23 protein-coding genes and 1 pseudogene are annotated in these 24,656 nt (G+C 64.5%); 15 read left to right on the top strand and 9 right to left on the bottom strand.

The window, feature by feature from the left end:
- Positions 1-68 precede the first annotated feature (68 nt).
- The 6 genes from K9U41_RS02550 to K9U41_RS02525 all read right to left on the bottom strand — a co-directional run bounded on the left by K9U41_RS02550 (position 69) and on the right by K9U41_RS02525 (position 5,185).
- Positions 69-923, bottom strand: coding sequence for a fumarylacetoacetate hydrolase family protein (locus K9U41_RS02550; protein ID WP_282639298.1), 855 nt, complete (start codon positions 921-923; stop codon positions 69-71).
- A 110-nt stretch (positions 924-1,033) separates the two neighbouring features.
- Positions 1,034-1,582 (bottom strand): carboxymuconolactone decarboxylase family protein, encoded by a 549-nt coding sequence (locus K9U41_RS02545; RefSeq protein ID WP_282639297.1) that lies wholly within the window; start codon positions 1,580-1,582, stop codon positions 1,034-1,036.
- 28 nt (positions 1,583-1,610) lie between these two features.
- On the bottom strand, positions 1,611-2,441 hold the full coding sequence (locus tag K9U41_RS02540; RefSeq protein WP_282639296.1) for an SDR family NAD(P)-dependent oxidoreductase: 831 nt from the start codon (positions 2,439-2,441) through the stop codon (positions 1,611-1,613).
- A 4-nt stretch (positions 2,442-2,445) separates the two neighbouring features.
- Complete coding sequence (locus K9U41_RS02535; protein WP_282639295.1) at positions 2,446-3,168, bottom strand: dienelactone hydrolase family protein; 723 nt, start codon at positions 3,166-3,168, stop codon at positions 2,446-2,448.
- Positions 3,152-3,934 (bottom strand): carboxymuconolactone decarboxylase family protein, encoded by a 783-nt coding sequence (locus K9U41_RS02530; protein ID WP_282639294.1) that lies wholly within the window; start codon positions 3,932-3,934, stop codon positions 3,152-3,154. Before K9U41_RS02530 ends, K9U41_RS02535 begins: the two co-directional genes overlap by 17 nt.
- 15 nt (positions 3,935-3,949) lie before the next feature.
- Positions 3,950-5,185 carry an acyl-CoA dehydrogenase family protein gene (locus K9U41_RS02525; RefSeq protein WP_282639293.1) on the bottom strand — a complete coding sequence of 412 codons (1,236 nt, stop codon included), beginning with the start codon at positions 5,183-5,185 and terminating at the stop codon, positions 3,950-3,952.
- A 232-nt stretch (positions 5,186-5,417) separates the two neighbouring features.
- Here K9U41_RS02525 and K9U41_RS02520 point away from each other — a divergent pair, with 232 nt between their 5' ends.
- The 8 genes and pseudogenes from K9U41_RS02520 to K9U41_RS02485 all read left to right on the top strand — a co-directional run.
- Positions 5,418-6,668 (top strand): MFS transporter, encoded by a 1,251-nt coding sequence (locus K9U41_RS02520; RefSeq protein ID WP_282639292.1) that lies wholly within the window; start codon positions 5,418-5,420, stop codon positions 6,666-6,668.
- A 59-nt stretch (positions 6,669-6,727) separates the two neighbouring features.
- The gene (locus K9U41_RS02515; protein ID WP_282639291.1) at positions 6,728-7,648 is read left to right on the top strand and encodes an AraC family transcriptional regulator; all 921 of its coding nucleotides are present in this window, start codon (positions 6,728-6,730) and stop codon (positions 7,646-7,648) included.
- Positions 7,649-7,820: 172 nt separating this feature from the next.
- On the top strand, positions 7,821-8,891 hold the full coding sequence (locus tag K9U41_RS02510) for a maleylacetate reductase (protein WP_282639290.1): 1,071 nt from the start codon (positions 7,821-7,823) through the stop codon (positions 8,889-8,891).
- Between the two features lie 242 nt (positions 8,892-9,133).
- Entirely contained in the window at positions 9,134-9,505 is a 372-nt protein-coding gene (locus K9U41_RS02505; RefSeq protein ID WP_282639289.1) for a Rieske (2Fe-2S) protein, read from the top strand.
- 203 nt (positions 9,506-9,708) lie between these two features.
- On the top strand, positions 9,709-10,209 hold the full coding sequence (locus K9U41_RS02500) for a hypothetical protein (RefSeq protein ID WP_282639288.1): 501 nt from the start codon (positions 9,709-9,711) through the stop codon (positions 10,207-10,209).
- Positions 10,210-10,242: 33 nt separating this feature from the next.
- Complete coding sequence (locus K9U41_RS02495) at positions 10,243-11,268, top strand: hypothetical protein (RefSeq protein WP_282639287.1); 1,026 nt, start codon at positions 10,243-10,245, stop codon at positions 11,266-11,268.
- A 59-nt stretch (positions 11,269-11,327) separates the two neighbouring features.
- Positions 11,328-12,824, top strand: coding sequence for an aldehyde dehydrogenase family protein (locus tag K9U41_RS02490; RefSeq protein ID WP_282639286.1), 1,497 nt, complete (start codon positions 11,328-11,330; stop codon positions 12,822-12,824).
- A gap of 186 nt (positions 12,825-13,010) precedes the next feature.
- A pseudogene (locus K9U41_RS02485) lies at positions 13,011-13,481 on the top strand (IS630 family transposase); the annotation flags it as partial.
- Positions 13,482-14,097: 616 nt separating this feature from the next.
- Here K9U41_RS02485 and K9U41_RS02480 read toward each other — a convergent pair.
- Together K9U41_RS02480 and K9U41_RS02475 are read right to left on the bottom strand one after the other, a co-directional pair.
- On the bottom strand, positions 14,098-14,424 hold the full coding sequence (locus K9U41_RS02480) for a 4Fe-4S binding protein (protein WP_282639285.1): 327 nt from the start codon (positions 14,422-14,424) through the stop codon (positions 14,098-14,100).
- Complete coding sequence (locus K9U41_RS02475) at positions 14,421-16,046, bottom strand: FAD-binding protein (protein WP_282639284.1); 1,626 nt, start codon at positions 16,044-16,046, stop codon at positions 14,421-14,423. The genes K9U41_RS02480 and K9U41_RS02475 overlap by 4 nt, the downstream gene beginning before the upstream one ends.
- Positions 16,047-16,286: 240 nt before the next feature.
- Here K9U41_RS02475 and K9U41_RS02470 point away from each other — a divergent pair, with 240 nt between their 5' ends.
- From K9U41_RS02470 to K9U41_RS02440, 7 genes are all read left to right on the top strand, one after another.
- Positions 16,287-17,255, top strand: a complete 969-nt coding sequence (locus K9U41_RS02470) for a TauD/TfdA dioxygenase family protein (RefSeq protein WP_282639319.1) — start codon at positions 16,287-16,289, stop codon at positions 17,253-17,255.
- 103 nt (positions 17,256-17,358) lie between these two features.
- Positions 17,359-18,489 (top strand): ABC transporter substrate-binding protein, encoded by a 1,131-nt coding sequence (locus K9U41_RS02465; RefSeq protein WP_282639283.1) that lies wholly within the window; start codon positions 17,359-17,361, stop codon positions 18,487-18,489.
- A gap of 44 nt (positions 18,490-18,533) precedes the next feature.
- A complete protein-coding gene (locus K9U41_RS02460) occupies positions 18,534-19,430 on the top strand; it encodes an ABC transporter permease (RefSeq protein WP_282639282.1) in 897 nt (298 codons plus the stop codon).
- Positions 19,420-20,268 (top strand): ABC transporter permease, encoded by an 849-nt coding sequence (locus K9U41_RS02455; RefSeq protein WP_282639281.1) that lies wholly within the window; start codon positions 19,420-19,422, stop codon positions 20,266-20,268. Before K9U41_RS02460 ends, K9U41_RS02455 begins: the two co-directional genes overlap by 11 nt.
- Positions 20,265-21,074, top strand: a complete 810-nt coding sequence (locus tag K9U41_RS02450) for an ABC transporter ATP-binding protein (protein ID WP_282639279.1) — start codon at positions 20,265-20,267, stop codon at positions 21,072-21,074. The genes K9U41_RS02455 and K9U41_RS02450 overlap by 4 nt, the downstream gene beginning before the upstream one ends.
- Positions 21,075-21,385: 311 nt before the next feature.
- Positions 21,386-22,372, top strand: coding sequence for a Bug family tripartite tricarboxylate transporter substrate binding protein (locus tag K9U41_RS02445; RefSeq protein WP_282639278.1), 987 nt, complete (start codon positions 21,386-21,388; stop codon positions 22,370-22,372).
- A gap of 266 nt (positions 22,373-22,638) precedes the next feature.
- Positions 22,639-24,021 (top strand): PLP-dependent aminotransferase family protein, encoded by a 1,383-nt coding sequence (locus K9U41_RS02440; RefSeq protein ID WP_282639277.1) that lies wholly within the window; start codon positions 22,639-22,641, stop codon positions 24,019-24,021.
- An 80-nt stretch (positions 24,022-24,101) separates the two neighbouring features.
- On the opposite strand, the gene K9U41_RS02435 is transcribed toward K9U41_RS02440, so the two are convergent.
- Positions 24,102-24,512, bottom strand: coding sequence for a DUF983 domain-containing protein (locus K9U41_RS02435; protein WP_282639276.1), 411 nt, complete (start codon positions 24,510-24,512; stop codon positions 24,102-24,104).
- Between the last annotated feature and the right edge of the window lie 144 nt (positions 24,513-24,656).

Below are 24,656 nucleotides of genomic sequence, written 5' to 3'. Positions count from 1 at the left end.
CCCTTATTGGCTTGAGGGCCCGCCAAGTGTTGAAGGCAGCTTAATCGCCTCGCATTTGTGCGTTGCGTTCAGACAACTTCCGCCCGGATCGGATTGCGGAGCACGCCGACCTCCGTGATTTCGACTTCGACCACGTCTCCATCCTTCATGAAAAGCTTCGGCTCGCGGCGGACGCCGACACCTCCTGGGGTGCCGGTGACGATTACATCGCCGGGCTCCAGCGGAATGAAGGTCGAGCAATATTCGATCAGGAACGGGATTGAAAAGATCATTTGCGTGCTGTCGGCATTTTGAACTTCCATTCCGTTGAGGCGCGTCAGGAGATGAAGCGTCTGGTTGTCGGCAATCTCTCCCCGCGTCGTCATCCATGGCCCGAAAGCACCGGTCTGGTACCAGTTCTTTCCAGGTGTCCACTGCGCCGTGTGTCGCTGCCAATCCCGGATACTCCCGTCATTGTAAGGCGCATAGCCGGCGATGTACTCCCAGCAATTTTCCTGGGAGATGCGGCGACCCGCCTTGCCGATGATGACGGCAATCTCGCCTTCGTAGTCGAAAGTGGGCGTTTCCGGCGGAAGCGTCATCGGCTGCAGGTGCCCCACCTGGGTCGACGGGAAGCGAGCGAAAACCATCGGCATTTTGCTTGGATCCCTGCCGATTTCCGTTCGGTGGGTTTCATAGTTTACGCCGATGCAGATGATTTTGGGTGGATTCGGGATCACCGGCAGGAATTCGATATTTGACAGAGGATAGTCACCTGCGGAGCCAACGATCGCACGTTCGGCTTCTGCAAGAGCATTGGCTTTCAGAAGATCGACCAGATCTGCGAAACGGCCTTCGAACTTGCGGCCAAGGTCGACGACCTTATCTTCCACCACGGCGCCGAAGCTAGTCCGTCCATCGATTTTAAAGCTAAGCAGTTTCATTTTGGAATTTTCCTTGGTACCTGTGTTTGTTACTCGCTCGGGATCGGTTTTGCCGATGGCGTCGTGCCTCGTGCCGCGCCGATCGACGCGGTGCCTGCTCTCGTCGGGCTTTACTTTGGTAGCGGAAAGCGTTCAATATAATGTAGGTATTCTGATTCGATATCGATTTCTATTGCGGCCATTACGCGGACGAGTCCGTTATACTCAGCGATCGCAACAAATAGGTCGATCAGATGTTCTTTGCTCATCGCCCCGGCCAGCTTGTCGAATATCTCCTGCGGCAGGGTGAGATCGTCCGTCAACGACCGAGCGGCGGCGAGGACGGCCGATGCCAGCGGCTCGAGATGGGACGGCTTGCCGTGCGTTTCCAATTCGATCGCGCGAATATCCTCTTCGCTCACGCCGAAGGACAGCGCTACATCGATATGATGCGCCCACTCGTAGGAGGATCGGGTCGAATATCCCACCTGCAGGATTGCCAGTTCGCGCAGCCGGGCATTCAGGCCGCTTTCGTGGCGAAAATACATGCCACGTGCTGCCACGAGTCGAGCCAAGCGCGGACTATGGGCAACGGCGCGTGTAATGTTTGATTTGAGCCGCGGAATGTCCTGGTATTCCAAGGCCAGCTCTTCTTGCGTGAGGTAGCTTAGGCGGCCCATGGCTCGCCTCCTTTCAATAATTCGAAACTCAGGAAGTTTCCGCCAAAGCCTCACGCACGATCGACTGTGGATCGAAATTGTCTTTTGCAAAGGCGATGAGGTCCGTCAAATAGCCAGCCTGGGAACAGATCAGGAATTCATTCCGGGCAAGTCCTTCGACCAGTATGCCGGCCGCATGGTCAGCGCTGACCCGTTCCGTCCGACGCGCCGGCACGCCGATCCTGAAATCTGCCGGGGCCGGCATATTCGGGCCAGGCGGGGGCGCTCCCCCCGGTCGGTCCGATGTGTTGGTGACGCCGGGACAAAAGACCGAGACCGATACACCCGTCCCGGCCAAAGCGTGGGCGAAGGCGTAGCTCATCGACAATTGCGCCCCCTTGGATGCGATATAGGGTCCCATGAAACGGATCGGCGGATCTGGCAGCAAGGCTAGTCCTGATGAGGTGTTCACGATGTGACCGCTTCGACGCGCAATCATGTCTGGCAAAAAGGCCTTGATCATCTGCACGTAGCCAAGAACATTGACCTCGAGTGCGTCGCGCCACTCGCCGAGTGTCGTGTCGATGATAGGGCCAGTGACTGGTGGCCTCGCGGCGTTGTTGATGAGCATGTCGATGGTGCCGCACTCCGTGATCACGGCTTCGCGCAGCTTCGCCACCTCGGCGTCTTCGCGGACATCGCAGCGGAAGCCGCGTGCGCAGCCCGCCGGAAGCGACTGCGCTGCCGCTTCAGCGCCCGTGCCGTCCAGATCGGCAATCACGATGCGCGCGCCCAGCTCCGTCAAACGGCGCGCAGTTGCGAAGCCGATGCCGGTCGCGGCGCCCGTGATCAGGACCGTCTTGCCTTCGAAATAGGTCATTTCATCATTCCGTGACACCGTCTGCCAAGCGGGGAGAAGAGTCGCTCAGCAGGTTCAGAAGGGAGGCCCAAGAGCGCCGATCGGCGGCTGCGCTGTAGGAATAGCCGGGCATGGCGGGCACATCCGGATTGGTAAACCCATGCTCTACTCCGCCATAAAGACAGAGCTGGTAATCGACCCGAGCCGCGCGCATTTCGTCGCCCAGGGCAATGAGCTGGTCGAGTGGTGCAAACGGGTCGCAATCGCCCGTACAAATCAGTACCGATCCCTTGATCGCGGCAGCACTGCGATCACTCTTCACCGACCCATGGAAAACGCTGACGCTCCGCAGCGGCGCGCCGGCGCGGGCGAGTTCCAGACCGCACCACCCGCCGAAGCAATAGCCGGCCGCGTTGAGCTGGTCCTTGCCGATCCCGCTCCGCGTGGAAAGTGTATCCAACGCTGAGTTCAGTCGGGAGAGCAACATGTCAGGGTCCGCCTTCAGGGAGCGGACCCAGCCAATCGCCTCATCAAAATTGCGCGCGAGCCGACCCTCGCCATGAAGGTCCGCCGCAAGCGCTGCATAGCCGCTCGCGGCAAGCGCATCGACCCGGCGCTGGACATGCGCCCCCAGTCCGGGCGCCTCATGGATCACCAGCACTCCACCCTGCGCCGCGCCGTTTTGTGGTGCCGCGTAGTAGCCGCGCGCGCGGGTTCCACCGCCGTGATATTCATGGTAGGCGCCCATGCTCATTTCCTTCGATTTCTCCAGCCAGTTCCGTAATAATCGGCAAGGCAAAGACCATTGCATGGATCCCCATGCTCGAAATCAGACGACCGATATCCAATACCTCATCGATCGTCGCACCGTGCGTTATCGCAGCCCCTGCATGCAGGCGGATGCCTGCCGGGTTGAGCTGGGTACACTGAGCATGCACCGCCAGCGCGACGAGATGTGCATCCTTCAGGGACAGCGCGGCATGGGGTCCGCGGATAGGCGCCGCCGCAAAATCCAGCCAGCGTGAATAGAAATGAGGATCGCACGCGATCGCCGGATCCGCCTCAGCCAATACCTTGCCGAACAGCGCGGCATGGTCGGCCCTCGCACGGTTCATGTCCGACGGGTTTGCGCGGGCAGATGCATTGGGGACCAAGTCGACGATCGACTGGGAAATAAGCAGATGCGAATAGATCCCGATTGCGCTTACGGTCGCCACCACGGATAGCAGTTCTGCGGGCGTTGCACCCAGCGTCAGCGCCTGGCGGGCATGATTGCGTAGACCCTTCTCGAACATGTGGGTTGGCGTGCAGTTTGTAGCGACATAGATCAGCTCTCGAAACTTCGGAGAGAGCGTGCCCCGGTCCGCGACATAGGCCGAGAATTCGAGATAAGCGGCCACGTAGTCAGGCGAATAGGCGAGCATGGCCTCCCAGTCGTCGTTCCAATGACCGCGGCGGCGACGGAACGCCTCGCGTACTGCATCAGGGTTGAGCACGTTTGCCGTGGACTGCATTTTCTGCGACCGCGCTCAGAACGGAGTCAGCGGCGACAGGCCGAAATGGAGCCGCGCTGCGTTGACCGTTGTCCGCGAATGCTGCTGGACAAAATGCGTCTTCTGCACGCCGGCGTCGCGATAGATCCGCGCCAGCATCGAATCCCGCGTCCCGATACTGGTGCCCGCGGTTGTGAATATGATCTCAAGCGCATCCCAGGCGAGCCGGCATGCCTCCTGTCCGGCCGTGAACAAGCGGCGATCGGTCTCCTCGCTGAAGCTGCCGCCGGTTAGCGGATCAGCGATGCAAGCGGCCACATATTGCTCGGTCAACCTAAGCAACAGCGCCTCTGCGGCGTCGAGCTTGGATTGCGCATCGCCATAATATTGCTGGAATTCATGACTTTCGTAGAGGAAAACGCCGGGTGAAAAGCGCATCTTCTTCGTCCGACAGATCTCTTCGTACAGATCAAGGGCGCCCTTTACAGTGCCGACGATCACCGCGCCGAGTTCGATCAGGAAGAAGGATCCCTTGCGACCGTTATACATTGGGTTGGCATGCACGGCGCCCTTGCCAGGCGCCTGCCACATGGTCATCGGCGCAGTTCGATACTCGGGAACGAAGACGTTTTCCAGCACCACCCGTCGCGAACCGGTTCCCTGCATCCCCATCATGCGCCAGTTGTCGACGATGGTGAAATCCTTGCGATCGATGAGCATCAACCGCGCGACGAAGCCGTTGCCTTCGGGAACAAGACCACTGACCATTGCGTGGGTGGCGACATCACAGCCGGATGTATAGTCCCAACCCCCGCTGACCCGGAACCCGCCCTGCTCGCGCTTCACCGGCAGGGGAGAGCCGACCGATGGGCAGCGATAGTCGCCATGGTCGCCATAGGCCTCGATCTGCGCTTCCTCGGGAAAATCCGCCAGCATGATCGGATGACCGGAGACAAGCGCGAGCACCCAGGCACTAGAGGGGCAGCCGCGCGCGATTTCCATCATCAAACGCACATAGGTGCCCAGGTCGAACTCATAACCCCCGAACCGACGGGGTTGAACGATGCGATAGAAGCCTGCGTCGAGGAATTCCTGGTTGGTGATTTCCAGCAACCGGCCTGCGGCTTCGGTTTCGGCCTGGCGGGCGCGGAGCGTCGGGATCATTGCCTTGGCGCGCACGATCGCGTCTGCTGGCGTCAGCTCTGGCTCAGGCAGGGGAAGAGAAGCAGTCGAACGCGCCGGTGTCGTTGCGAGCGGCTGTGCGCTGGACATGGGCAAAACCTCAGTTTTCATTTGTTTCGGCGCGGATACTATAATTGACCTTTATCGATGGGCGCTGGATGGCGAAATCTGAGAACATGAGGCGTCCGTATTGTGTACGTCCTCGCGTACACAATACGGACATGGAGGGGAGAATGGCTGCGACACAAAGCTGGAACTCGTAATGAATGCTTAGAAACCCTAAGGGCACAGCAACCTAGGGTCGTATAAGGGGAGAAAGCGTATGGTCGAAGCAACAGCAGTTGTAATCGATCAGTGCGAGGGAAAGGCACGGAGGAAGTGGCAGATTCTGACCGCTTGTTCCTTGATCGTCTGCATCAATGCGGCGTTTCCGATCTACGGTGCAAGCGTTGTCAACACCGCGATGGTCGCGGAGATGGGGTTGGATCGTAGCCTGCTTGGGTTGTTCGTCGCGTTGAACATGGTGGTCACCGGCTTAACGGCCCCTCTGGTAGGCGCGTTGGTCGGCCGGGTTGGGGCGCGGCTTGTTCTGGTTTCCGGAAGCGTCTTGATGGCCCTCGGGGCCCTCACCATGGCCACGCTCGTAGATGGAGGGGTGTCGGCGATCCTGACATTCAGCCTTCTGATCGGGCTTGGCATGAGTTTGGGGGGATTTATCGCGAACCAGGCGTGCGTCGCCGGGTGGTACCGCGAAGACCGTGCGCGCCCCTTCGGAGTGCTTTACGCGACCATGGGGCTCGGAGGCTTCGTGGCCGCCCCGCTCGTGAGCGAAGTCATCCTCCGGTCGGACAATTGGCGTGCCGGCTGGCTGGTATTTGTCGTCGTCGGCATAATTGCGCTTTGTTTGGCGATTTTTGTGGTGCGCGATGCCCCGGCCTCTGGTGATGTCGTTGGCTTTACGCCTCCCGCGGAAGCACCGGCCGCGGCAGGGGAGGGCGGCGAGGGAGATATCGGGACGCGCGCGTTGCTCATCCTGATCCTGTGCGCCATGTCCGCAGGTGCGGGCAGCGCGTTCTACATTGCGCATGGTCTGGCCCTGCTCCGAGATTTTGGTCACCCACTCGCTGCAGCGACGACATCAATGTCAATGATGGCAGTCTCGACGGTCGTGGGAAATCTGGCGATTGGCGCATTCGGCCGACGCTTTGGCGTCCGGAGGATCCTCGCTCTTGGCTCCATCATCTTCGCAACGGGTCTTCTATTCCTTGGCAATGCGCGTTCTTCGACATTGGTCTTTGTCTATCCTGCGTTCTTCGGAATCGGCTTTGGGGTGGTTCAGGTGGGCGTGATGGCGCTGCTCAGCAAGTGCGCGAAACCCGCTCGCTTCGCCATGATGTCCGGCATCGTCTTCGCGCTGGACACGGTTGCGAGCGCAAGCGCCCCACTTTTTGGTGGAGTGTTGTTCGACAATACGCATACCTACATGCCGATGATCTTGGTGATCGCAGGGCTGAACGCCTTGGCCGCGCTCCTGTTGTCGCTGAACCGGGGTGCATTTCGCGCGGGAGCCTGAAACCGGGCCCCTCATGGTGCAGGGGTCGAGCTGTAGCGCGAGATCGGGGAGTGATTCAGATGCTCAAGGCCTATACCGGGCCAGCCAATCATGGGCCGCCCGCTTTTGATATCGCTCAGACGCACGGCATTCTTAACCGTCGTGAACATGAGATCGAGACATCGAGCGATGTGCTCGGATGGAGTTCACTTTATGTTTCGCGACAGATCGAAAAGCCTTATGCGGATGCTTTCGCGGCGGTGCCGGATCATCTCGTGATCCTGCATCTTGACGGTCCCGTTCAGGTGGAGCGCTGCCTGAACGGTGTCCGGGAGCGCATGCTGATCCCGCCCGGCGGGATTTTCAGCATGCCGGGCGGCATGCCGTTCTCGGTGCGGCTGATGCAGCCGTTGCGTAGTGTGCATATCTATGTGCGCGATGCGGTCCTGCGCGAGGTTGCCGAGGAGGCCTGGTGCGGCGATCCGGCAAGCGTGGGACTGCCGCCTCGCTTCGGAGATGTCGATCCGGTGATGGGAGGCATGATCCAGGCGGCCAACCATGCGATCAGTGAAGGGGATGGCGGGTCCCGGCTGCTCGCGGATTATCTCGCACGTGCGTTGGCGTCGCGATTGATCGGTGGGCTGATCGCGCATGGAGAAGATCAGCGCGGCGTATTCGATCCAGCGCAGCAGCGGCGGCTTCGGGAATTTATTGCCACCCATTTGGCGCATCCAATCGCGCTTTCGGACCTCGCGGCGGCTGTGGGGATGACGCCGACGCGCTTTTCCCGCATCTTCAAGCGCCAGACCGGTACCACGCCATATCATTATTTGCTGAGCGAAAGACTGCGGCATGCTCGAACGTTACTGGGCAGCTCCGCTTTGCCCATCGCGGAGATTGCGGTGACATGCGGGTTCAGCCATCAGGAGCACCTGACGCGGATGTTCAAGCGTGAGATTGGCGCTACTCCGGCCGCGTATCGCCGAACGCTGAGGCATTAGGCTTGGTCGCCGATTCATCTCTGCCGTCTTCCGAAATGACGTTGAATCAAGCTGTAAAATATTATCGCTACTGCGGACTTATGCGCACGCGGGTTCATTTCGCGCAGACAAATCATCCTCTGTCCCCCCAACATGGCTTGAAACGGGATGGGATAGGTGGAAGGAGGGGTAAGTGAAGCCTTTCATCTATACAGCCTTGCCGGCCCGGATCGTATTCGATGCTCCGGTGGTCACTGCGCTGCGGCAGGAAATCGAGGGGCTGGGATGCCGTCGCGCGCTGCTGCTTTCAACGCCTTGGCAGGCGAGGGCGATCTCCGGACTGGCGGATGACATTGGAAATCTTGCAGCAGGGGTGTTCGACCAGGCGGAGATGCATACACCGGTCGCGGTCACCGAAGCGGCAATCCGTGTGGCGAACGAAGTGCGGGCGGATTGCCTGGTCGCCGTTGGCGGCGGCTCCACGATCGGGCTCGGCAAGGCCATGGCTTTGAGAACTGATCTGCCGCAAATCGCCGTGCCCACGACCTATGCAGGCTCGGAAGTTACGCCGATCATCGGGCAGACAGAAGCTGGACGGAAGACCACCCAGCGCACGCTTAAAGTCTTGCCAGAGGTGGTGATCTACGACGTCGACCTCACTCTGACTCTGCCGGTGCAACTGAGCGTAACCTCCGGCATGAACGCAGTGGCGCATGCCGTGGAGGCTCTCTACGCGCAGGAGGCGAATCCGGTGGTTACGCTATTGGCGGAGCGCGGAATTACGGCGCTGATCCGGGCTTTGCCGCTTCTCGTCCAAGCCCCCTCAGATCGCAATGCTCGAGCGGAGGCCTTGTTTGGAGCCTGGGCCTGCGGCACCTGCCTGGGTGCGGTGGGCATGTCGCTGCACCATAAGCTCTGCCATGTATTGGGCGGAAGTTTTGCCCTGCCCCACAGCGAGACCCATACGATCATCCTGCCCCATGCGGCGGCCGCGCTCCTGCCCGGCGTGCCCGGCGCTGCAGCCATTCTGGCACGCGCCATGGGAAGCGATGATCCGGCGGGCACGCTTTACGATATCCCCGCACGCCTCGGTGCAGCAATGGCGTTGCGCGAGATCGGGATGCCGCACGATGGGCTGCGCCAGGCCGCTCAGGAGGTGACACAGAGCGCCTATTGGTTGCCGGTGGAAATGCCGCAGGCACGCGTCTTGTCGTTGCTCGAAGAGGCGTGGCACGGTCGCCGGCCGCAGGCAGTCTGTGTGTGAGCCCCCGTGCAATATGTATGGCCGGCGATAATTGTTGGCTGGGCCATGGCGCGACCAATGATGCGATTCCGCGCCGCTTCGCGGGGCTGATTCCTGCCGTCTGGTATACCGGATGGGGCTCATGAGCAGAAAGGTAAAATCAAGATGAGATGGTTCCCTGGACGACGGCAACATAGAATTACGGACGCCGTGTATGGACGTATGCAAAATCGCAGAGTGCCGACCGGCGGCATGGTGACGACGTGAGCGGAGCGGTTTGGGCGCAGCGGCCGAACGCGCCGGCACCGGGCACGAATCTGGGTCGTCTCGACGACATTCCCGACGGCGGAGGCAAGGAATTTGTGTTCGGGCAGGGGGTGAACGCCTGGCGAATGTTCGTGGTTCGTAAGGGAGCCAGCTTGTATGGCTATCTCAATCTGTGCCCGCATTACTCCATGCCGCTGAACCATCAGCCGGACATATTCATGAGCCGGGACGGCACTCGGATTATGTGCCGGCAGCACCTTGCCTTGTTCCGGGTGGAGGACGGCACGTGCCTGGACGGCGCTTGTGACGGCAGGGCGCTAGATCCTGTGCCCCTGCGGCTGGAGCATGGTCAGGTGGTGATCGGCTGATGTCCGATATTGTCTTCATCGGCGGTGACGAGTCATAGAACGTGGCCGTAGATGATACGCCCCATGCAACCCTGGGACATTTTGTGCTGATCCGCGAAAGAATCGTGCAGGACACCTCTTGGCTCGCCATGCCAGTCTGGTCAAAAGCTGGACAATGACGCTCTGGAGATAACGATCCGAAGCGAATAAAAGGAGGAAATAGCGTGCGCTACACAACTCAGTTCGGATCCTTGCAGGATTACGACAAGGGATCTGTCGTTGTGATCGACGATGATCCGAAAAATTATGTATTTTCCAATGTATTCGAAGTCGCCAATCATTCGGCGCCCTATGAGCGGGTCGCCGTGGCGAAGAATTTTGAATATGTTATCGAAATTGCCAAAGCGGAAAAAACATCGCCGTGGTTCACCTGTGCGCATGACGAATTCGTGCTGTGCATGGATGGCGAGGTGGAGGTGCATCTCGTCAAGCTCGACAACTCCGGCGCTCATGTGAGTCCCGCCAGCCAGGGCGCGCGCTTGCTGGGGTGCGAGCCGGAAGGCCGCAAGATGGGCCGTCTCATTCTGGGTCGGGGACATCAGGGGCTGCTGCCGCGGGGGAGTGCTTACCGCTTCCACGCCGAGCTGCCCGGTTGCCTCATGCTGCAGACTATTGAAGGCCCGGTCACGGTGCAGAAGTGGTCGGAAATCTGCCAGACCGCCTAATATCGCAGCCCAATCCGGAAAAGGAACACGAAAATGGCAATGCTTGAAGCCGCAGTTCCGTCCGCCCCGCTTGGCGTGGATGTGATTACCGACACCGAAATTCTGTCGATCGACAATGAAACCGGCTACCGCGCATTCCGCGCCGGGGAATTTGTGTTTCGCCGCGACGAGTACTTCGCGCGCATCTCCTGGCCCGGCGGCACCCACACCATGGCGGTGGATGCCTATCTGCGCGCCTTGATGCGGGATGTCGCCTGGGGATTTTTCTACGGCACTGTCAATTTCGACGACGTGATCGGCACCGTGAATCATTACGGCGAGGTAACGCTCTTCGCGGGGCGCTATAACGATGCCTATCGCAACGCTGGTCGCGATTTCTCGCAACGTTTCGCCAGTGAAGCCTTGATGCCCCTGTTCAAGGCGATGATCAGCGACTGGAGCAACGAGAATTACGATCCTTTCGCCGCGCCGATGGAGACCGGCGCGCCTTGGGGATCGAAGAATGGCAACAATGACGCCGCCGTAACCCGCACGCGCGTGGCTGCGCGCCGCATGGTGGGCCTGCCGGGCGACACGCTGCTGCGCACCGACGACAACGGGTTTCCGGTCAATCGCATGTTCCTCGATGTGCCGCAGCATCAGCCGGTCGTGGAGGTCGAGCCGGGCTTCGAGCACGAGGTGAGCGCCTATAACCTGTTTGGGTATCTCTCCCGCTCGGATGTCACGTGGAACCCGTCCGTCTGTTCGGTGGTTGGCGACAGTCTGTTCTGCCCCACTTCCGAGGAATTCTCGTTGCCGGTGGATCACGGCAATGATCGCTGCGAATGGTTCATTACCCTGTCGGATGAAATCGACTGGGATATCCGCGACAAGGAAACGGGCAAGCCCCGCGCCAAGGTGATCACCAAGGCTGGCGACGTGTCCTGCATGCCGGCCGACATCCGGCACAAGGGCTACGCGGATAAGCGGGCGATGCTGCTGGTCTGGGAGAATGGTTCGCCAAAAATTCCCGAGCTGATCGCCAAAGGCGAGGCGCCTATCGTCTCGGTGACTTTCTGAAAGCCGGGGCGCCGTCGAGGCGGCGCCCCCCATCTTGGCTATTCATAATAGATGTTTTCATGACTCAATATAGCCGCGTTAATTCCTCAGAGGTCCAAACCCGCTTGCTGATCGGGGGCAAATGGGTGGACGGGCTGGCCGGCGGCCAGATCGATGTTTACGATCCCTTTACCGGCAAGAAATTCGTCTCGGTCGCGGAAGCCCGGGCGGAGGATGTGGATCGCGCGGTTGCAGCCGCCAAGGCGGCAGCCCCTGGCTGGGCAGCCCTGGCGGCCCATGAGCGCGGGCGCCTGCTGTTGAAGCTGGCGGACGCGATCGAGGCGGATACGGAGTATCTCGCCCGGCTGGAAGCCACGAATACGGGCCATCCCATCCGTGATTGCCTGAATTTGGACGTTCCGCGCACGGTATTGTGCTTCCGCTATTTCGGAGGCATGGCGGATAAGCTGGAAGGCTCGGTCATTCCCGTCGATGCGGGGTTCCTCAACTATCTGGCACGCGAGCCCATTGGCGTGGTCGGCCAGATCGTCCCGTGGAACTTCCCCTTGATGTTCGTAAGCTGGAAGCTCGGTCCGGCGCTCGCCGCCGGCAACACCGTGGTGATGAAGCCGTCGGAAATCACGCCGCTTTCCACTTTGCGTGTGGCTGAGTTGGCCCAGCAGGTGGGTTTTCCGGATGGTGTGTTCAACGTGGTCACCGGCTACGGCAACACCGCCGGCGCCCGCATCGCGGAGCATCCCGAAATCGGCAAGGTCGCCTTCACCGGCTCCACCGGAACAGGTCGCGCCATCGTCCGCGCCTCCGCCGGCAACCTGAAGAAAGTGCAGCTGGAACTCGGCGGGAAAGGTGCCAACATCGTGTTTGACGACGCGATCCTTCCCGCTGCGATCGGCGGCTCTGCTTTCGGTATGTTCCACAACCAGGGCCAGGCTTGTATCGCCGCCTCGCGCCTCATCCTGCACAAGCGCATCGCCGATGAATTCCTGGAGAAATTCATCGCCCTTGCGCGTTCCATCCGGCTCGGCGACCCTTTGGACAGTGACACGGAAATGGGGCCGCTCACCTCCCAAATACACCACCAGCGCGTGCTGTCCTTCGTGGACGTGGCCGCATCCGAGGGCGGCGAAATCCTTTGCGGGGGCCGAGTGCCCGAGTCAACGTCACTGCGTGACGGCTTCTTCATCGAGCCCACCGTCGTACGCGCCGACCCCAAGCACCGGGTACAGCAAGAGGAAGTGTTCGGTCCCTTCGTAACAGTCACCACATTCGAGGACGACGACGAAGCCTTGCGCATCGCAAACGGCACGATTTATGGGCTCGGCGCCGGCCTGTGGACCCAAAACCTGGCTCGGGCCCATCGCTTCGCAAAAGACCTCCATGCGGGGATGGTCTGGGTGAATTGTTACAAGCGCGTGCATCCCGCCTCTCCCTTCGGCGGAGTCGGAGAATCCGGCTACGGCCGTGAAATGGGATTTGAATCGATGCGCGAATATACACAGCCTAAATCTGTGTGGATCAATGTCGATGCGCAGATCCCGCCATTTTATAAACGGTGAGTTGGCAGTCGTTGGTTGCATATAATATTTTCCGTTAAATTGAGTATTACTAAATTGTGTGTCCTCCAGACTTGGCGGAGCTCGTTCCCCGAATGGGACGTGCTCCGCCGTTTTGTGTCGGTCAACTACGGCATCGAGCATCGTCTTGCGGCGTTCCCCGTTTCTAGCGGACTCACCGAGACGGAAGAGGCCGATTACAAGCGCAACGGCACCACCACGCTGTTCGCCGCGCTCGATGTCCTCACCGGCGCGGTGTTCGGGCGGAACATGCAGCGTCATCGGTATTAGAAGTTCATCCGCTTCCTCAACGTCCTCGAGCGCGACATCCCGGCCAGCGGGCTGGTCCACGTCATCCTCGACAGCTACGCCGGCCACAAGCACGAGAAGGTGCGGGCCTGGCTTGACCGCCATCCGCGCTGGACCTTCCACTTCACACCCACCTCCAGTTCGTCGCTGAATGCGGTCGAGGGCGTCTTCGCCATCCTGACGCGCCGCCGGTTGCAGAATGGCGTCTTCCGGTCCGTCGTCGATCTCCAGGCCGCCATCGACCGCTTCATCGGCGAACACAAGCAGACCCCGAAGCCCTTCATCTGGTGCGCCGATCCCGGAGCCATCATGGCCGCCAGGAACAGAGGGGTCCAAGCGTTGGAGTCAATCCACTGGAAACGGGGAGCACGTCAAAGCGCAGTGGCGAGTCAGCTCCCGCGGGCCCAATTTAGGGGAGCACCTCAGCCCTCCAATTGTTTTCAGGGGCTGATCGAGGCGGGCAGTCTCAGGACCATCGAGACGCGCCCCTTGCCGGTGGTCGCCGATGTGGTGATGTTCCAGGGAGGTGAGGTGAGCAACTCTTGTCTCCACAATTTCGGGCATGGCGCGCACCACCTGCCATTTTCACGCCCGATCCGGTGGGAATGAGAGCTCTATTCGTGTGGGTTTCCATTACGGAGCGCGTGCGGCGCAGGGCCGGTGTCTAGCCTGATGTCGTGGATCGCGCCCATATAGGCGGTTAGGGAGAGGGGCCATGAAAGCCAGCGAGCGTGTTTATTCCGATCTGCGCAAGCGACTGATGACCGGGTATTATCCGCCGCGCGTGCAGCCCGCGGCGCTCTCCCTCAGCCAGGCGACGGAAGCCGGCACCGTCTATGGTCCATACGAGGCGGCCGCATCGCGGGCGCGGGGCGCGCGCGGTCCGGTCGAATGTGTCGCGGCGAATGTGGCGTGGAGCTGGTCTGGGGCATGGACCGGCGCACCCGCGCGCGCCGGTCACGGGAACTCAGTCGCCCTTCAGGACCCGATGCATGGTGTCCACTGCGCGGTTGGCAGCGGTGGCGGGGGTCCAGCCGATGGCGGCGCGATAGCTGCCCAGCAACGTCGTCGCGGGCATGTCGCCTTCGGTCAGCCCCTGTGGCGCGAGCGCCGTGGGCGCCACATAGAGCGCATCCTCCGGGCAATAGAGTTCGCACATGAAGCACGTCTGGCAGTCGTCCGGCCGGGCGATGCGCGGGGCTCCCCCGGGCACCGGTGCAAAGACGTTGGTGGGGCAGGCGGTGACGCAGATGTTGCAGCCGGTGCAGCGGGCCGCGCTGATGATCTCGATCATGCGGCGACGCCCGATGCCATATCGGCCGGAAGCGCCGGGGCCGCGCGCCGCGCAACGACGACCTCGTCGAGCCCGCCGGACGTGAGATAGTGCCGCTGGGCGGGATCAGCCCCCGCATGGTCCATCCGCCGATGCATGCCGCGGCTCTCCGTGCGCGCGAGGGCGCTGCGGTACATCCAGCGCGCCACCGCGGTCATGGCGGCAGCCTCTCGTGCGCGCAGCACGTCGTTGCGGTCCGAGGCAGCGCTCGCGCTCAGCGCAGCCCACTGGCCATCGAGCCGACCGAGCGCGTCGGTCAGCCGCCCCTCGGTGCGGAAATAGTTGCGCTCATAGGGATGAACCTCGCCCATCACCCGCCGCGCCGCCGCGGCGGGATCGAACGGGCGGGCGCCGGCGTCCCGCAGCCCCACGGTGCCGGCGCCCCGGCGCGCGCCGCCCGAGGGGACGCGGCGGCCGAAATCGGCGGCGGCGCGCCCGGCCCATCGCCCGGAGGAGATGGCCCAGGCGGCGTTGTGGCTTCCGCCGCCGGTAAACCCGCCGCAGATGAGTTCGCGCGTGGCCGCATCGCCTGCGGCGTAGAGCCCCGGCACCCGCGTGGCGCAGGTCTCGTCCACGATCCGCAGCCCGCCGGTGCCGCGCACCGTGCCTTCGAGGTGAAGGGTGATGGGGAAGCGCTGGCTGAAGGGATCGATGCCCATGCGGTCGAAGGGCAGGAAGAAATTGGGCTGCGCGGTGCGCATGCTGGCGCGCATGGCGTCGTCGGCGAGATCGAGGCGGGCGAAGACCCGGCCGTTCCCGAGATGCCGCGCGATGACCGAGCGGCCGCCGTTGGAGGCGGCACCGGGAATGACGGCGCCGTCCTCGTCCGTGAAGGTCGCCCACTTGAAGAACAGCGTCTTGGTGACGGAGGCGAAGTCCGCCGCGATGGCGTAGGCGTTGGAGAATTCCATGCCGGAGAAATCGGCGCCGACCTCCGCGGCCATCAGGTGGCCGTCGCCGGTAAGGGCGGTGCAGCCGAGCGCCCGGGAGAGGAAGGCGCAGCCCCCGGTCGCGATCACCACCGCGCCGGCATGAACCCGCCAGAGGTCGCCGAGCTGGCGGCGGATGCCACGGGCACCCGCCACGGCGCCGGCCTCGTCCACCAGCAGCTCGAGGGCCGGGCTGTGGTCGCGGATGCTCACGCCGGCGCCCTTCGCCAGCTTGCGCATGAGGCGCATGTATTCCGGCCCCTGCAGGGAAACGTGGATGGGCGCGCCGGCCTCGTCCAGCGGGAAGGGATAGCCGCGCTCGCCCAGGAGGTGGAGCGTCTGGCAGGTGGTGTCCAGCACCCGCGCCGACCAGCTCCGGTCGGCGAGATGGCCGCCCAGCGCCTCGCGGCTGACGATGGCGGCGTGGCGCCGCCCGGCGTCCGGGGGCACGTACCAGACCGAGGTTCCCGACGGCGCGGTGGCGCCGGAGGTGCCGCAGAAGCCCTTGTCGGCGAGCACGACGCGCGCTCCTGCCGCGGCCGCCTCGAACGCCGCCCAGGTGCCCGCCGGCCCGCCGCCCAGCACGAGGACGTCGCAATCGAGGACGCTTTCGGACGAAGCGGATTGGGACGAAGGGGAAGATGCCGTGCCCATGCCTCTGCCTCTGTTCGCTTTTGGAAATGCTGCTGGATTTCGTTCGAGGCGAAAGCACGAACGACTATTGTTTATTTAATATATAGACTCGATTGATTTTATCAACATTAATGTCAGCTGCCGGCTGCGGCGCGGGTCTCGGCGAGGGTGCCGACCACCGCGTCCCGCCGACCCGATGGAGAGACGGGCCACAGGTCCACCCAGGAACGTCAGCAGGAGGTCGCCATGAGTGTTCCCGCCGTGAGTTCACCCGCCGTGAGTTCCCGCGCCGCCCTTCCCGCCCTTCCGCAGAGCGATGTGGTCCCCCTGTCGGGGCGCATCGGCGCGGAGATCCGCAACGTCGCGCTGGCCGGCGACCTGCCGCAACCGCTGTTCGACGAGATCTCGCGCCTGCTCCTCAAGCACAAGGTGCTGTTCTTCCGCGATCAGCAGCTTCTCGACGATATGGGGCAGGAGGCGTTCGCCGCCCGCTTCGGCGCGCTGGTGGCGCACCCGACCATCGGCGCCGTCGCCGGAACCTCCTCCGTGCTGGAGCTGGACACCCGCCGCACCGGCGAGCGCGACACCGGCCAGGGCGCCGGCCGCGCCGACCAGTGGCACACCGACGTGACCTTCGTGGATGCCTATCCGAAGATTTCCGTGCTGCGCGGCGTCGTTATTCCCGCTGCCGGCGGCGACACGGTGTGGTCGAACACGGCGACCGCCTACGAGCGCCTGCCCGAGCCGCTGCGCCGGCTCGCCGACAGCCTGTGGGCGCTGCATTCCAACGCCTATGACTATGCCGCGGTACGGCCCCATGCCAGCGACGACGACCGCCGCCAGTTCGACCGCAACTTCACCAGGACCGTGTACGAGACCGAGCACCCCGTGGTGCGCGTGCATCCGGAAACCGGCGAGCGCACGCTGGTGCTGGGCAATTTCGTCCAGCGTTTCCTCGGCCTCAACAAGGGCGACAGCCAGAAGCTCTACGACCTGTTCCAGAGCCACATCACCGCGCCGGAGAACACGGTGCGCTGGCGCTGGCGGGTCGGCGACGTGGCGGTGTGGGACAACCGAGCCACCCAGCATTACGCGGTGAACGACTATGGCGACCAGCATCGCATCGTGCGCCGCGTGACCGTGGATGGGGATGTGCCGGTGGGCGTGGACGGGCGCGCCAGCATCACCCGCAGCCGCCACGACAAGCCGCCGGTGGACCGCGCCGCCTGACCTCCCGGAGGCCGATCGGACCCGACGGCCGGCCTCCATGACCCTCGCCGGCGGCGCGCCACCCGGCCGCGCCTGTCTCCGCTCTTCTCTTCACGAGGCTCCCATGCCCAACCCCATGTCCGTGAGCAGGTCCCAGGCGGCCATCCGCCTCTGCCTCGCCGTCGCCGCGGCGGCGGCGCTGTCGTTTGCTCTGCTTGTTCAGGCCACGGCGGCGGAAACGGTGATCCGTTTCGGCCATCCCGGCGTCGGCGCCGAGGCGCGGCCCTATTCCTACGGCGATCCCACCACCTATGCGCGGGCGCGGCAGCTGATCGAGAAGGAATTCGACAACGACAAGGACATCAAGATCGAGTGGACCTTCTTCCGCGGCGCGGGCCCGGCACTCAACGAATCCGTCGCCTCCGGCCAGCTCGATTTCTTCCTGCTCGGCGACCTGCCGGCCATCGTCGGCCGCGCGCGGGGCCTGAAGCACAGGTTCATCTTCGCCACGGGGCGCAACAACCCCATTTTCCTTGCGGTGCCCACCAGCAGCGACATCACCAAGGTGGAGGACGTAAAGGGCAAGAAGGTCGCGCTGTTCAAGGGCACCAACCTGCAGAACGCCACCGACCGGATCCTCGCTCTGCACGGGCTCGCGGAAAAGGACGTGCGCTTCATCAATCTCGACGCCAACGCGGCGGTCGCGGCGCTCACCTCCGGGAACGTGGACGCGGTGTTCGGCGGGCCGGAATATCTGCCCCTCGCCGCCAAGGGGGTGGTGAAGATCGTCTATTCCACCAAGGGCGACGACCCGACGCTGGGCCGCAACTCGTCCTACTTCGTCACCGAAAAGTTCGCCGCGGAGCATCCCGACCTCACCCGGCGGGTGGTCACCGCCTTCATCAAGGCCGCCCATTTCATCTCCCTCGACGAGAATCGCGACGAGGCGTTCGAGGGCTGGGCGGTCTCCGGCCTGCCCAAGGAGACTTTCTCCACCCTGTTCGAGGGCACGCGCCTTTCTCTCATCGTCAATCCGCTGATCGATGACTATGTGGTCGCCCGCTACAAGGAACAGGCGCAGGCCGCAAAGGACTACGGCCTCCTGAAGGGTGACCCCGACATCGACCACTGGTTCGACCGCACCTATCTCGACCGGGCGCTCAAAGATCTCGGCCTCGAAGACTTCTGGTCCACCCGCGACGCCAGGGGGACCATCGAGACCCGCGGCCGCATCGATCAGAAGGCGTCCAATTGAACGCAGGCCGGGCGGGCGCGCCCGCCGCCTCGGGGTGAAACGACATGAGCCTCACACAGACCTTCAACGAGCCCGCCCTCCGGGAACCTGCCTTCCAGGAGCCTGCCTTCCAGGAGCCTGCCGCCGCGGCCTCCGCAAGGCGCGCCACGGCGCGCCGCGGGGCGCTGGCCTTAGGGCCGCTCGCGAGCGTTCTCCTCGGCCTTTCCTTCCCCCTCGCGCTCCTTCTCGCGTGGTGGGGGGCGGCGCGCTTCGGCCTGGTGCCGGAGCAGATCCTGCCCGCGCCCGGAACGATCTACGACACCACCCTGGGCCTCATCGCCGACGGCACGCTCGCAACCCATCTCGAAGTCTCGGCACGGCGCGTGCTCATCGGCTTCGGCCTCGGCGCCGTGTTCGGCCTCGCCTTCGGTGCCGCGGCCGGCCTCTCGCCCGCCGTCCGCGCCTTCCTCTATCCGCCGGTGCAGGCGGTGGCGCGGGTCAACGTGCTCGCCTGGATGCCGCTCCTCACCTTGTTCATGGGCATCGACGAGCCGTTGAAATACGTGGTCATCGGCTGGTCCGCGGCCATCCCCGTCATCCTCGGAACGGCGCGCGGCATCGAGAATGTCTCTCCGGCCTTCCGCGAACTCGGGCAGGTGCTCCATTTCGATACGCGGGATACGCTGCGCCTCGTCGCGGTGCCGGGCGCCGTGCCTTCCATCTTCGCCGGGCTGCGCGAGGGGCTGGCCAATGCGTGGCAGACCCTGGTGCTGGCGGAGTTGTTCGCCTCCTTCGAGGGGCTTGGCTACCTGATGACGTGGGGACGCCAGCTGTTCCAGCTCGACCTCGTCATCATCGCGATGATCGTCGTCGCTCTCGCCGGCCTCGCCATGGACCTGCTGCTGCGCCTCGCAGAGCGCCGGGCGCAGCCGTGGACGCGGGGGACGGCCGATGTCCATTGACGCGACAGCGCGATCCGATTCCCCTGCCGATTCCCCCGCCGCATCCCTCGCCCCCTCCCGCCGGGCGACCGCGCGCCGGTATGGCGCGCTGCGGCCCGACTGGCGCCCGTTGGCATCGTTCGGCGCGCTGCTGGCCCTTTGGTTCGCCGCCCATCATCTCGGCTGGATCGCGGCCAAATACCTGCCGTCCCCGCTGGCGGTGGTGGAGCGCCTGATGAGTGAGATCCGCACCGGCACCATCCTTGACGACCTGCAGGAGACCCTGCGGAGGAACCTGTCCGGCCTCGCCATCGGGGCCGCCGCCGGGCTTGCGCTGGGGGCACTGCTCGGCATCTCCACCCTGGTCGGGCGGATCGTCGGCCCCACGGTCCTGGCCCAGCGGCAGACCGCGCTCTTCGCCTGGGTGCCGCTGCTGGCCATGTGGTTCGGCGGCGGCGATACGGGCAAGATCGCCTTCATCGCGGTGGCCGCGTTCCAGCCGGTGGTGATCGGGACCTGGCGGGGCATCAGCCTCGTGCCCGCCACCTACCGCGAGCTTTCCGACGTGCTGCTGCTCAGCCGCTGGAACTACATCCGCCTGGTGGCGGTGCCCAGCGCCCTGCCCATGATCTTCACGGGCCTGCACGGCGCGCTCATCTATGCCTGGCTCGCCACCGTGGGCTCGGAACTCTTCCTGAACATCTCGCCCGGGCTCGGCGGGCGCCTGAACCAGGGCAGCCAGCTGTTCGAGATCGACCTGCTCTTCCTCGCCATCCTGCTCTTTGGCCTCATCGGCCTCGGCTACAACACGCTGGCCGAGCGCGCCGAGGCCCTCCTTGTCCGGTGGAACAGCCGATGAACGCGCCCTTCGCCGCCCCATCCCCCGCACCGGCCCCGCACGCGCGCCGGCCGGCCCTCGATATCCGCAACGTCAGCAAGGCCTTCGTCGTCAACGGGGAGGCCATCGAGGTGCTTTCGAACATCTCGCTCGCCGTGGAGGCGGGCGCGTTCGTGAGCATCGTCGGCGCCTCCGGCTGCGGGAAGTCCACCTTGCTGCGGCTCATCCTCGGCCTCGACCGGGACTATGCCGGGGAGATCCGCCTCGACGACCGCCCCGTGGACGGGCCGGGTCCCGAGCGCGCCATCGTGTTCCAGGAGCACCGCCTTCTGCCGTGGCTGACGGTGGAGGCGAATGTCGGGGCGGCGCTGCTCCATTCCGGCCTCGACAAGGCGATGCGGCGCCGGGCGGTGGCCGAGCATCTGGAACTGGTGGGGCTCGAGGCCTTCGCCAAGGCCTATCCCGCCCAGCTGTCGGGCGGCATGGCCCAGCGCGTCGCCATCGCCCGCGCGCTCGCCAACCGGCCGCGCTTCCTGCTGCTGGACGGGCCGCTCGGTGCGCTCGATGCACTGACGCGCCTGCGCCTGCAGGAGGAACTGAAGCGCATCGTCGCCCATGAGGGCTCGACCGCCCTGCTCGTCACCCACGACGTGGACGAGGCGGTCTATCTCGGCCACGTCGTCGTGGTGCTTCACCCGCGGCCCGGCCGCATCGCCGCTGTGCTGCCGGTGCCGGAAGAGGCGCGGTCGGACCGCTCCAGCCCCGCCTTCGTCGCCCTGCGCGACCGGGTGCTGGAACTGCTCGGCGTAACGCGCAGGACCGGCTGAGCGCCCCGCCGGTTCAAGCGGTCCATGGGAGGCCGCCGCCTGCGGACCCCCCGGTCCTCGACCGGCTGGGGCAGGGGGTGATGCCCTGCCTTGCCATTGGTCGGACGCGGCATGGACACGGGCTTGGCGAAGCACGCTCCGGAACCCTGCGTGTAACGCAAGGTCGTGCGGCCTGCCCGACGCGAGGATCACCGCCGCGTGCGCCACGCAAACGGTCCCCCCATGACCATCGAGGCCGGCATTTTCCCGTCAGAGATCACTTAAGGTAATGGCGCGCGCCGTCTATAAATGGCGGTGGAGGAAAAAAAGCCATGTACCTTGCACCCTTGAAGCGAATTGCAACCGCCATCACCCTGGGCCTTGCCGTCATCGCCGGCCCCGCAGCCGCCGAGCAGATTTTTCCCGACCGGCCGATCCGGCTTGTCGTGCCCTTCGCGGCCGGTGGCTCGACTGACATCGTCGCCCGCATCATTGCGGCGAAGATGGGCGAGATCCTCAAGCAGCAGATCGTGGTGGAAAATCGCGCCGGCGCCGGTGGCAACGCGGGCGCGGCCGCCGTGGCCCGCTCTGCGCCGGACGGCTACACCGTCCTCATGGGCACGGTGGCCACCCATGCCATCAACCCGGCGCTCTACACCAAGATCCCCTATGACCCGGTGAAGGATTTCGCCCCGGTGTCGCTGTTGGTGAACGTGCCCAACGTGGTGGTGGTCCATCCCTCGCTGAACGTGAAGTCCGTGAAGGAACTCATCGACCTGCTCAAGGCCAATCCCGACAAGTACGACTACGCCTCGTCGGGCATCGGCACGCCGCTGCATCTGTCCGGCGCCCTGTTCGAGAGCATGGCCGGGGTGAAGATGGTGCATGTGCCCTACAAGGGCGCCGGCCCCGCCTTGCTCGACGTGGTGGCCGGGCAGGTGAAGATCATGTTCGACAACCTGCCGTCGTCCATCGGCCAGATCCGCAAAGGCGGGGTCATCGGTCTCGCGGTCACCACCAAGGAACGCTCGCCGGCGGCGCCGGATATCCCGACAGTGGCCGAATCCGGCCTTCCCGGCTACGAGACCTACAGCTGGAACGCCATCTTCGCACCCGCCGGAACGCCGCAGGCCTATATCGATATCCTCGCCAAGGCCGGCGCCGAGGCGGTCGCGGACCCGGCCGTGAAGGCCCGCCTCGCCGACCTCTCGGCGGTCTCCGTCGGCTCCACCCCGGCCCAGCTCGCCGATCACGTCAAGGCCGAGCTTGCCAAGTGGGCGCCAGTGGTGAAAGCGTCCGGCGCTTCCGTCAACGAGTAAGGCGCCGTTCATCCTGCAACTTCCGGCGCTCGCCTGCGGTGCAGTGCGTGGATGGTGTTTCGGCAATCTCCTGTGGCGCTGGGGCAGCCCACCGCCACAGGATGAGGCGCAAACCGACCGCGGCACCCCCCCTGCACGCCAGCGCAGCAGCGGCTGACCTCAGGGCAGTGCCGGGCGCAGTCGGGATGGCATTGCCCCGCCTGGGGGGCAGGGGGTATGGTCGACGTACAATATTCCAGATTGTATGGCTCGAGAGGCTGGGCGGCATGGCGGGGGGAGACAGGACGGCGCCGTGGATCCGCCCGCTCGATCCGGCCGGGGGGCTGCGCTACCTGCAGATCGCCGATCTCGTTGCCGAGGCCGTTGCGACCGGACGGCTGCGGCCGGGCGATCGCCTGCCGCCGCAGCGCAAGCTGGCCGACCAGCTGGGCGTGGACCTGACCACCGTCACGCGCGCCTATGCGGAGGCGCGGCGCCGCAACCTGATCGACGCGGTAACCGGGCGCGGCTCCTTCATCGCGGTGCGGCGGGAGCCGGGCGGGCCGCTGATGGACCTCAGCATGAACATCCCGCCGGCGCCCCGGGGGATCCGGCTCGCGGACCTCATGCAGCGGGGGATCACCTCGGTGCTCGCGCGCGCCGATTCCAACCTGCTCATGAGCTATCATGTGGGTGCGGGCTCCCTCGCGGACCGGATGGCCGCCGCCACTTGGCTCGAACCGCTGCTGGGCCCGGTGGATCCGCAGCGGCTGGTGGTCGCCCCCGGCGCCCAGTCCGCGCTTTCCGCCCTCATGGGAAGCCTCGTTGGGCGGGAGGGTGTCATCCTGACGGAACCGCTCGCCTATCCCGGCCTGCTGGCGGCCGCGCGGCACTGGCAGGTGCGCCCCGTTGCGGTGGCCACGGACGAGGACGGCCCGCTGCCGGACGCCCTGGAACAGGCGGCGCGGACCCATGGGGCGCGCCTGTTCTGCCTGACGCCCACCATCCAGAACCCCACCGCGGTGACCGTGCCCCTGGCGCGGCGCATGGCCCTCGCCCGCATGGCGGCCGCGCTCGGTCTCACGATCATCGAGGATGATCCCTATGCCCTGCTGGCGCCGGAGGCGCCGCCGCCCGTCGCCACGCTGGCGCCGGAGCGCACCTACTACGTCTCCACCTTGTCGAAGGTGCTGACGCCGGGGTTGCGCACGGCCTTCGTGGTGGTGCCGTCCGGCACCGCGCCGGACGCTTTGGTCAGCGCCCTGAGGGCCCATGTGCTGATGCCGGCCCCCCTCATGACGGCGCTGGCGACGGATTGGATTCGCAGCGGCGAGGCCGCCCGGCTGCTCAACGGGGTGCGCGAGGAGGCCGCCGCGCGGCAGGACCTGGCCCGGCGCCTGTTTCCCTCGGCCCGGTCGCATCGCAACGGATTGCACCTGTGGCAGCCCCTGCCGGCGCACTGGGACCGCTACCGCCTGGTGGAGGCGGCGCGGCGCGAGGGGCTGGGGGTTACGGCATCGGACGCCTTCAGCGTCGAGGCCCCCGCCCCGGATGCGGTGCGGATCTCCATCGGCGGTGTTCCGGACCGGGCGCGGCTGGCGGCGGCGCTGGAGAAGCTGGCCGCCATCATGAATGCGATGCAGGCCCGCTACCCGGATGACGTGGTGTGAAGCTTCCCGTCGGCCATTGGCCCAGCGCGCGCGGCGCCTGAGCCTGTCCTGCGTCAGAGCCTGTCCTGCGTCAGAGGCTGTCAGGCGAGCGGCCGGGGCACGGCGGCCTCGTCCTGCGTGGTCACGCGCCGTCCTTCTTCCGCCTTGTAGAAGAATTGCGAGGCCACGAGCCAGCCCTTCAGCGGCCGCAGGGGCGGGATGCAGCTCAGCAGGATGAGCGGCAGGGTGGTGACGAAATGCACCCACATGGGCGGCTCATAGGCCATTTCCAGCCACAGGCCGAAGATCACCGCCGGGATGCAGACGAACATCATCACGAAGAAGGCGGGGCCGTCCGCGGGATCGGCAAAGCCATAATCCAGGCCGCAGGCCGCGCAGGAGGGGCGCAGCGTGAGGAAGCCGTCGAACAGATGCCCCTGGCCGCAGCGGGGGCAGCGGCCATGAAGGCCGGTCTGAAGCGGAGAGAGCGGGGGCCAGTGCGCGCCGGACATGACAGGGCTCGTTTCGTCCATGAGGGTCGCTGGACCATATCGTGTCACGCATACAATATCAATATTGTATGCGTACATATCTGGCATGCGTTTGGCTGTGCCATGGGGTTGGTCTATTCCGGCGAGGGTCCTGGTGGGCTGCTG

The organism is Xanthobacter autotrophicus, assembly GCF_029991245.1.
GTDB classification, from domain to species: domain Bacteria; phylum Pseudomonadota; class Alphaproteobacteria; order Rhizobiales; family Xanthobacteraceae; genus Xanthobacter; species Xanthobacter autotrophicus_C.
The sequence above is the reverse complement of the archived record's forward strand: the minus strand, read 5'-3'. Positions and strand labels throughout refer to the sequence as shown.

Coding starts and splice junctions, on each gene's coding strand:
- K9U41_RS02550 (WP_282639298.1), bottom strand. CDS start 923: ATGAAACTGCTTAGCTTTAAAATCGATGGACGGACTAGCTTCGGCGCC.
- K9U41_RS02545 (WP_282639297.1), bottom strand. CDS start 1,582: ATGGGCCGCCTAAGCTACCTCACGCAAGAAGAGCTGGCCTTGGAATAC.
- K9U41_RS02540 (WP_282639296.1), bottom strand. CDS start 2,441: ATGACCTATTTCGAAGGCAAGACGGTCCTGATCACGGGCGCCGCGACC.
- K9U41_RS02535 (WP_282639295.1), bottom strand. CDS start 3,168: ATGGGCGCCTACCATGAATATCACGGCGGTGGAACCCGCGCGCGCGGC.
- K9U41_RS02530 (WP_282639294.1), bottom strand. CDS start 3,934: ATGCAGTCCACGGCAAACGTGCTCAACCCTGATGCAGTACGCGAGGCG.
- K9U41_RS02525 (WP_282639293.1), bottom strand. CDS start 5,185: ATGTCCAGCGCACAGCCGCTCGCAACGACACCGGCGCGTTCGACTGCT.
- K9U41_RS02520 (WP_282639292.1), top strand. CDS start 5,418: ATGGTCGAAGCAACAGCAGTTGTAATCGATCAGTGCGAGGGAAAGGCA.
- K9U41_RS02515 (WP_282639291.1), top strand. CDS start 6,728: ATGCTCAAGGCCTATACCGGGCCAGCCAATCATGGGCCGCCCGCTTTT.
- K9U41_RS02495 (WP_282639287.1), top strand. CDS start 10,243: ATGGCAATGCTTGAAGCCGCAGTTCCGTCCGCCCCGCTTGGCGTGGAT.
- K9U41_RS02490 (WP_282639286.1), top strand. CDS start 11,328: ATGACTCAATATAGCCGCGTTAATTCCTCAGAGGTCCAAACCCGCTTG.
- K9U41_RS02480 (WP_282639285.1), bottom strand. CDS start 14,424: ATGATCGAGATCATCAGCGCGGCCCGCTGCACCGGCTGCAACATCTGC.
- K9U41_RS02475 (WP_282639284.1), bottom strand. CDS start 16,046: ATGGGCACGGCATCTTCCCCTTCGTCCCAATCCGCTTCGTCCGAAAGC.
- K9U41_RS02465 (WP_282639283.1), top strand. CDS start 17,359: ATGCCCAACCCCATGTCCGTGAGCAGGTCCCAGGCGGCCATCCGCCTC.
- K9U41_RS02460 (WP_282639282.1), top strand. CDS start 18,534: ATGAGCCTCACACAGACCTTCAACGAGCCCGCCCTCCGGGAACCTGCC.
- K9U41_RS02455 (WP_282639281.1), top strand. CDS start 19,420: ATGTCCATTGACGCGACAGCGCGATCCGATTCCCCTGCCGATTCCCCC.
- K9U41_RS02450 (WP_282639279.1), top strand. CDS start 20,265: ATGAACGCGCCCTTCGCCGCCCCATCCCCCGCACCGGCCCCGCACGCG.
- K9U41_RS02445 (WP_282639278.1), top strand. CDS start 21,386: ATGTACCTTGCACCCTTGAAGCGAATTGCAACCGCCATCACCCTGGGC.
- K9U41_RS02440 (WP_282639277.1), top strand. CDS start 22,639: ATGGCGGGGGGAGACAGGACGGCGCCGTGGATCCGCCCGCTCGATCCG.
- K9U41_RS02435 (WP_282639276.1), bottom strand. CDS start 24,512: ATGTCCGGCGCGCACTGGCCCCCGCTCTCTCCGCTTCAGACCGGCCTT.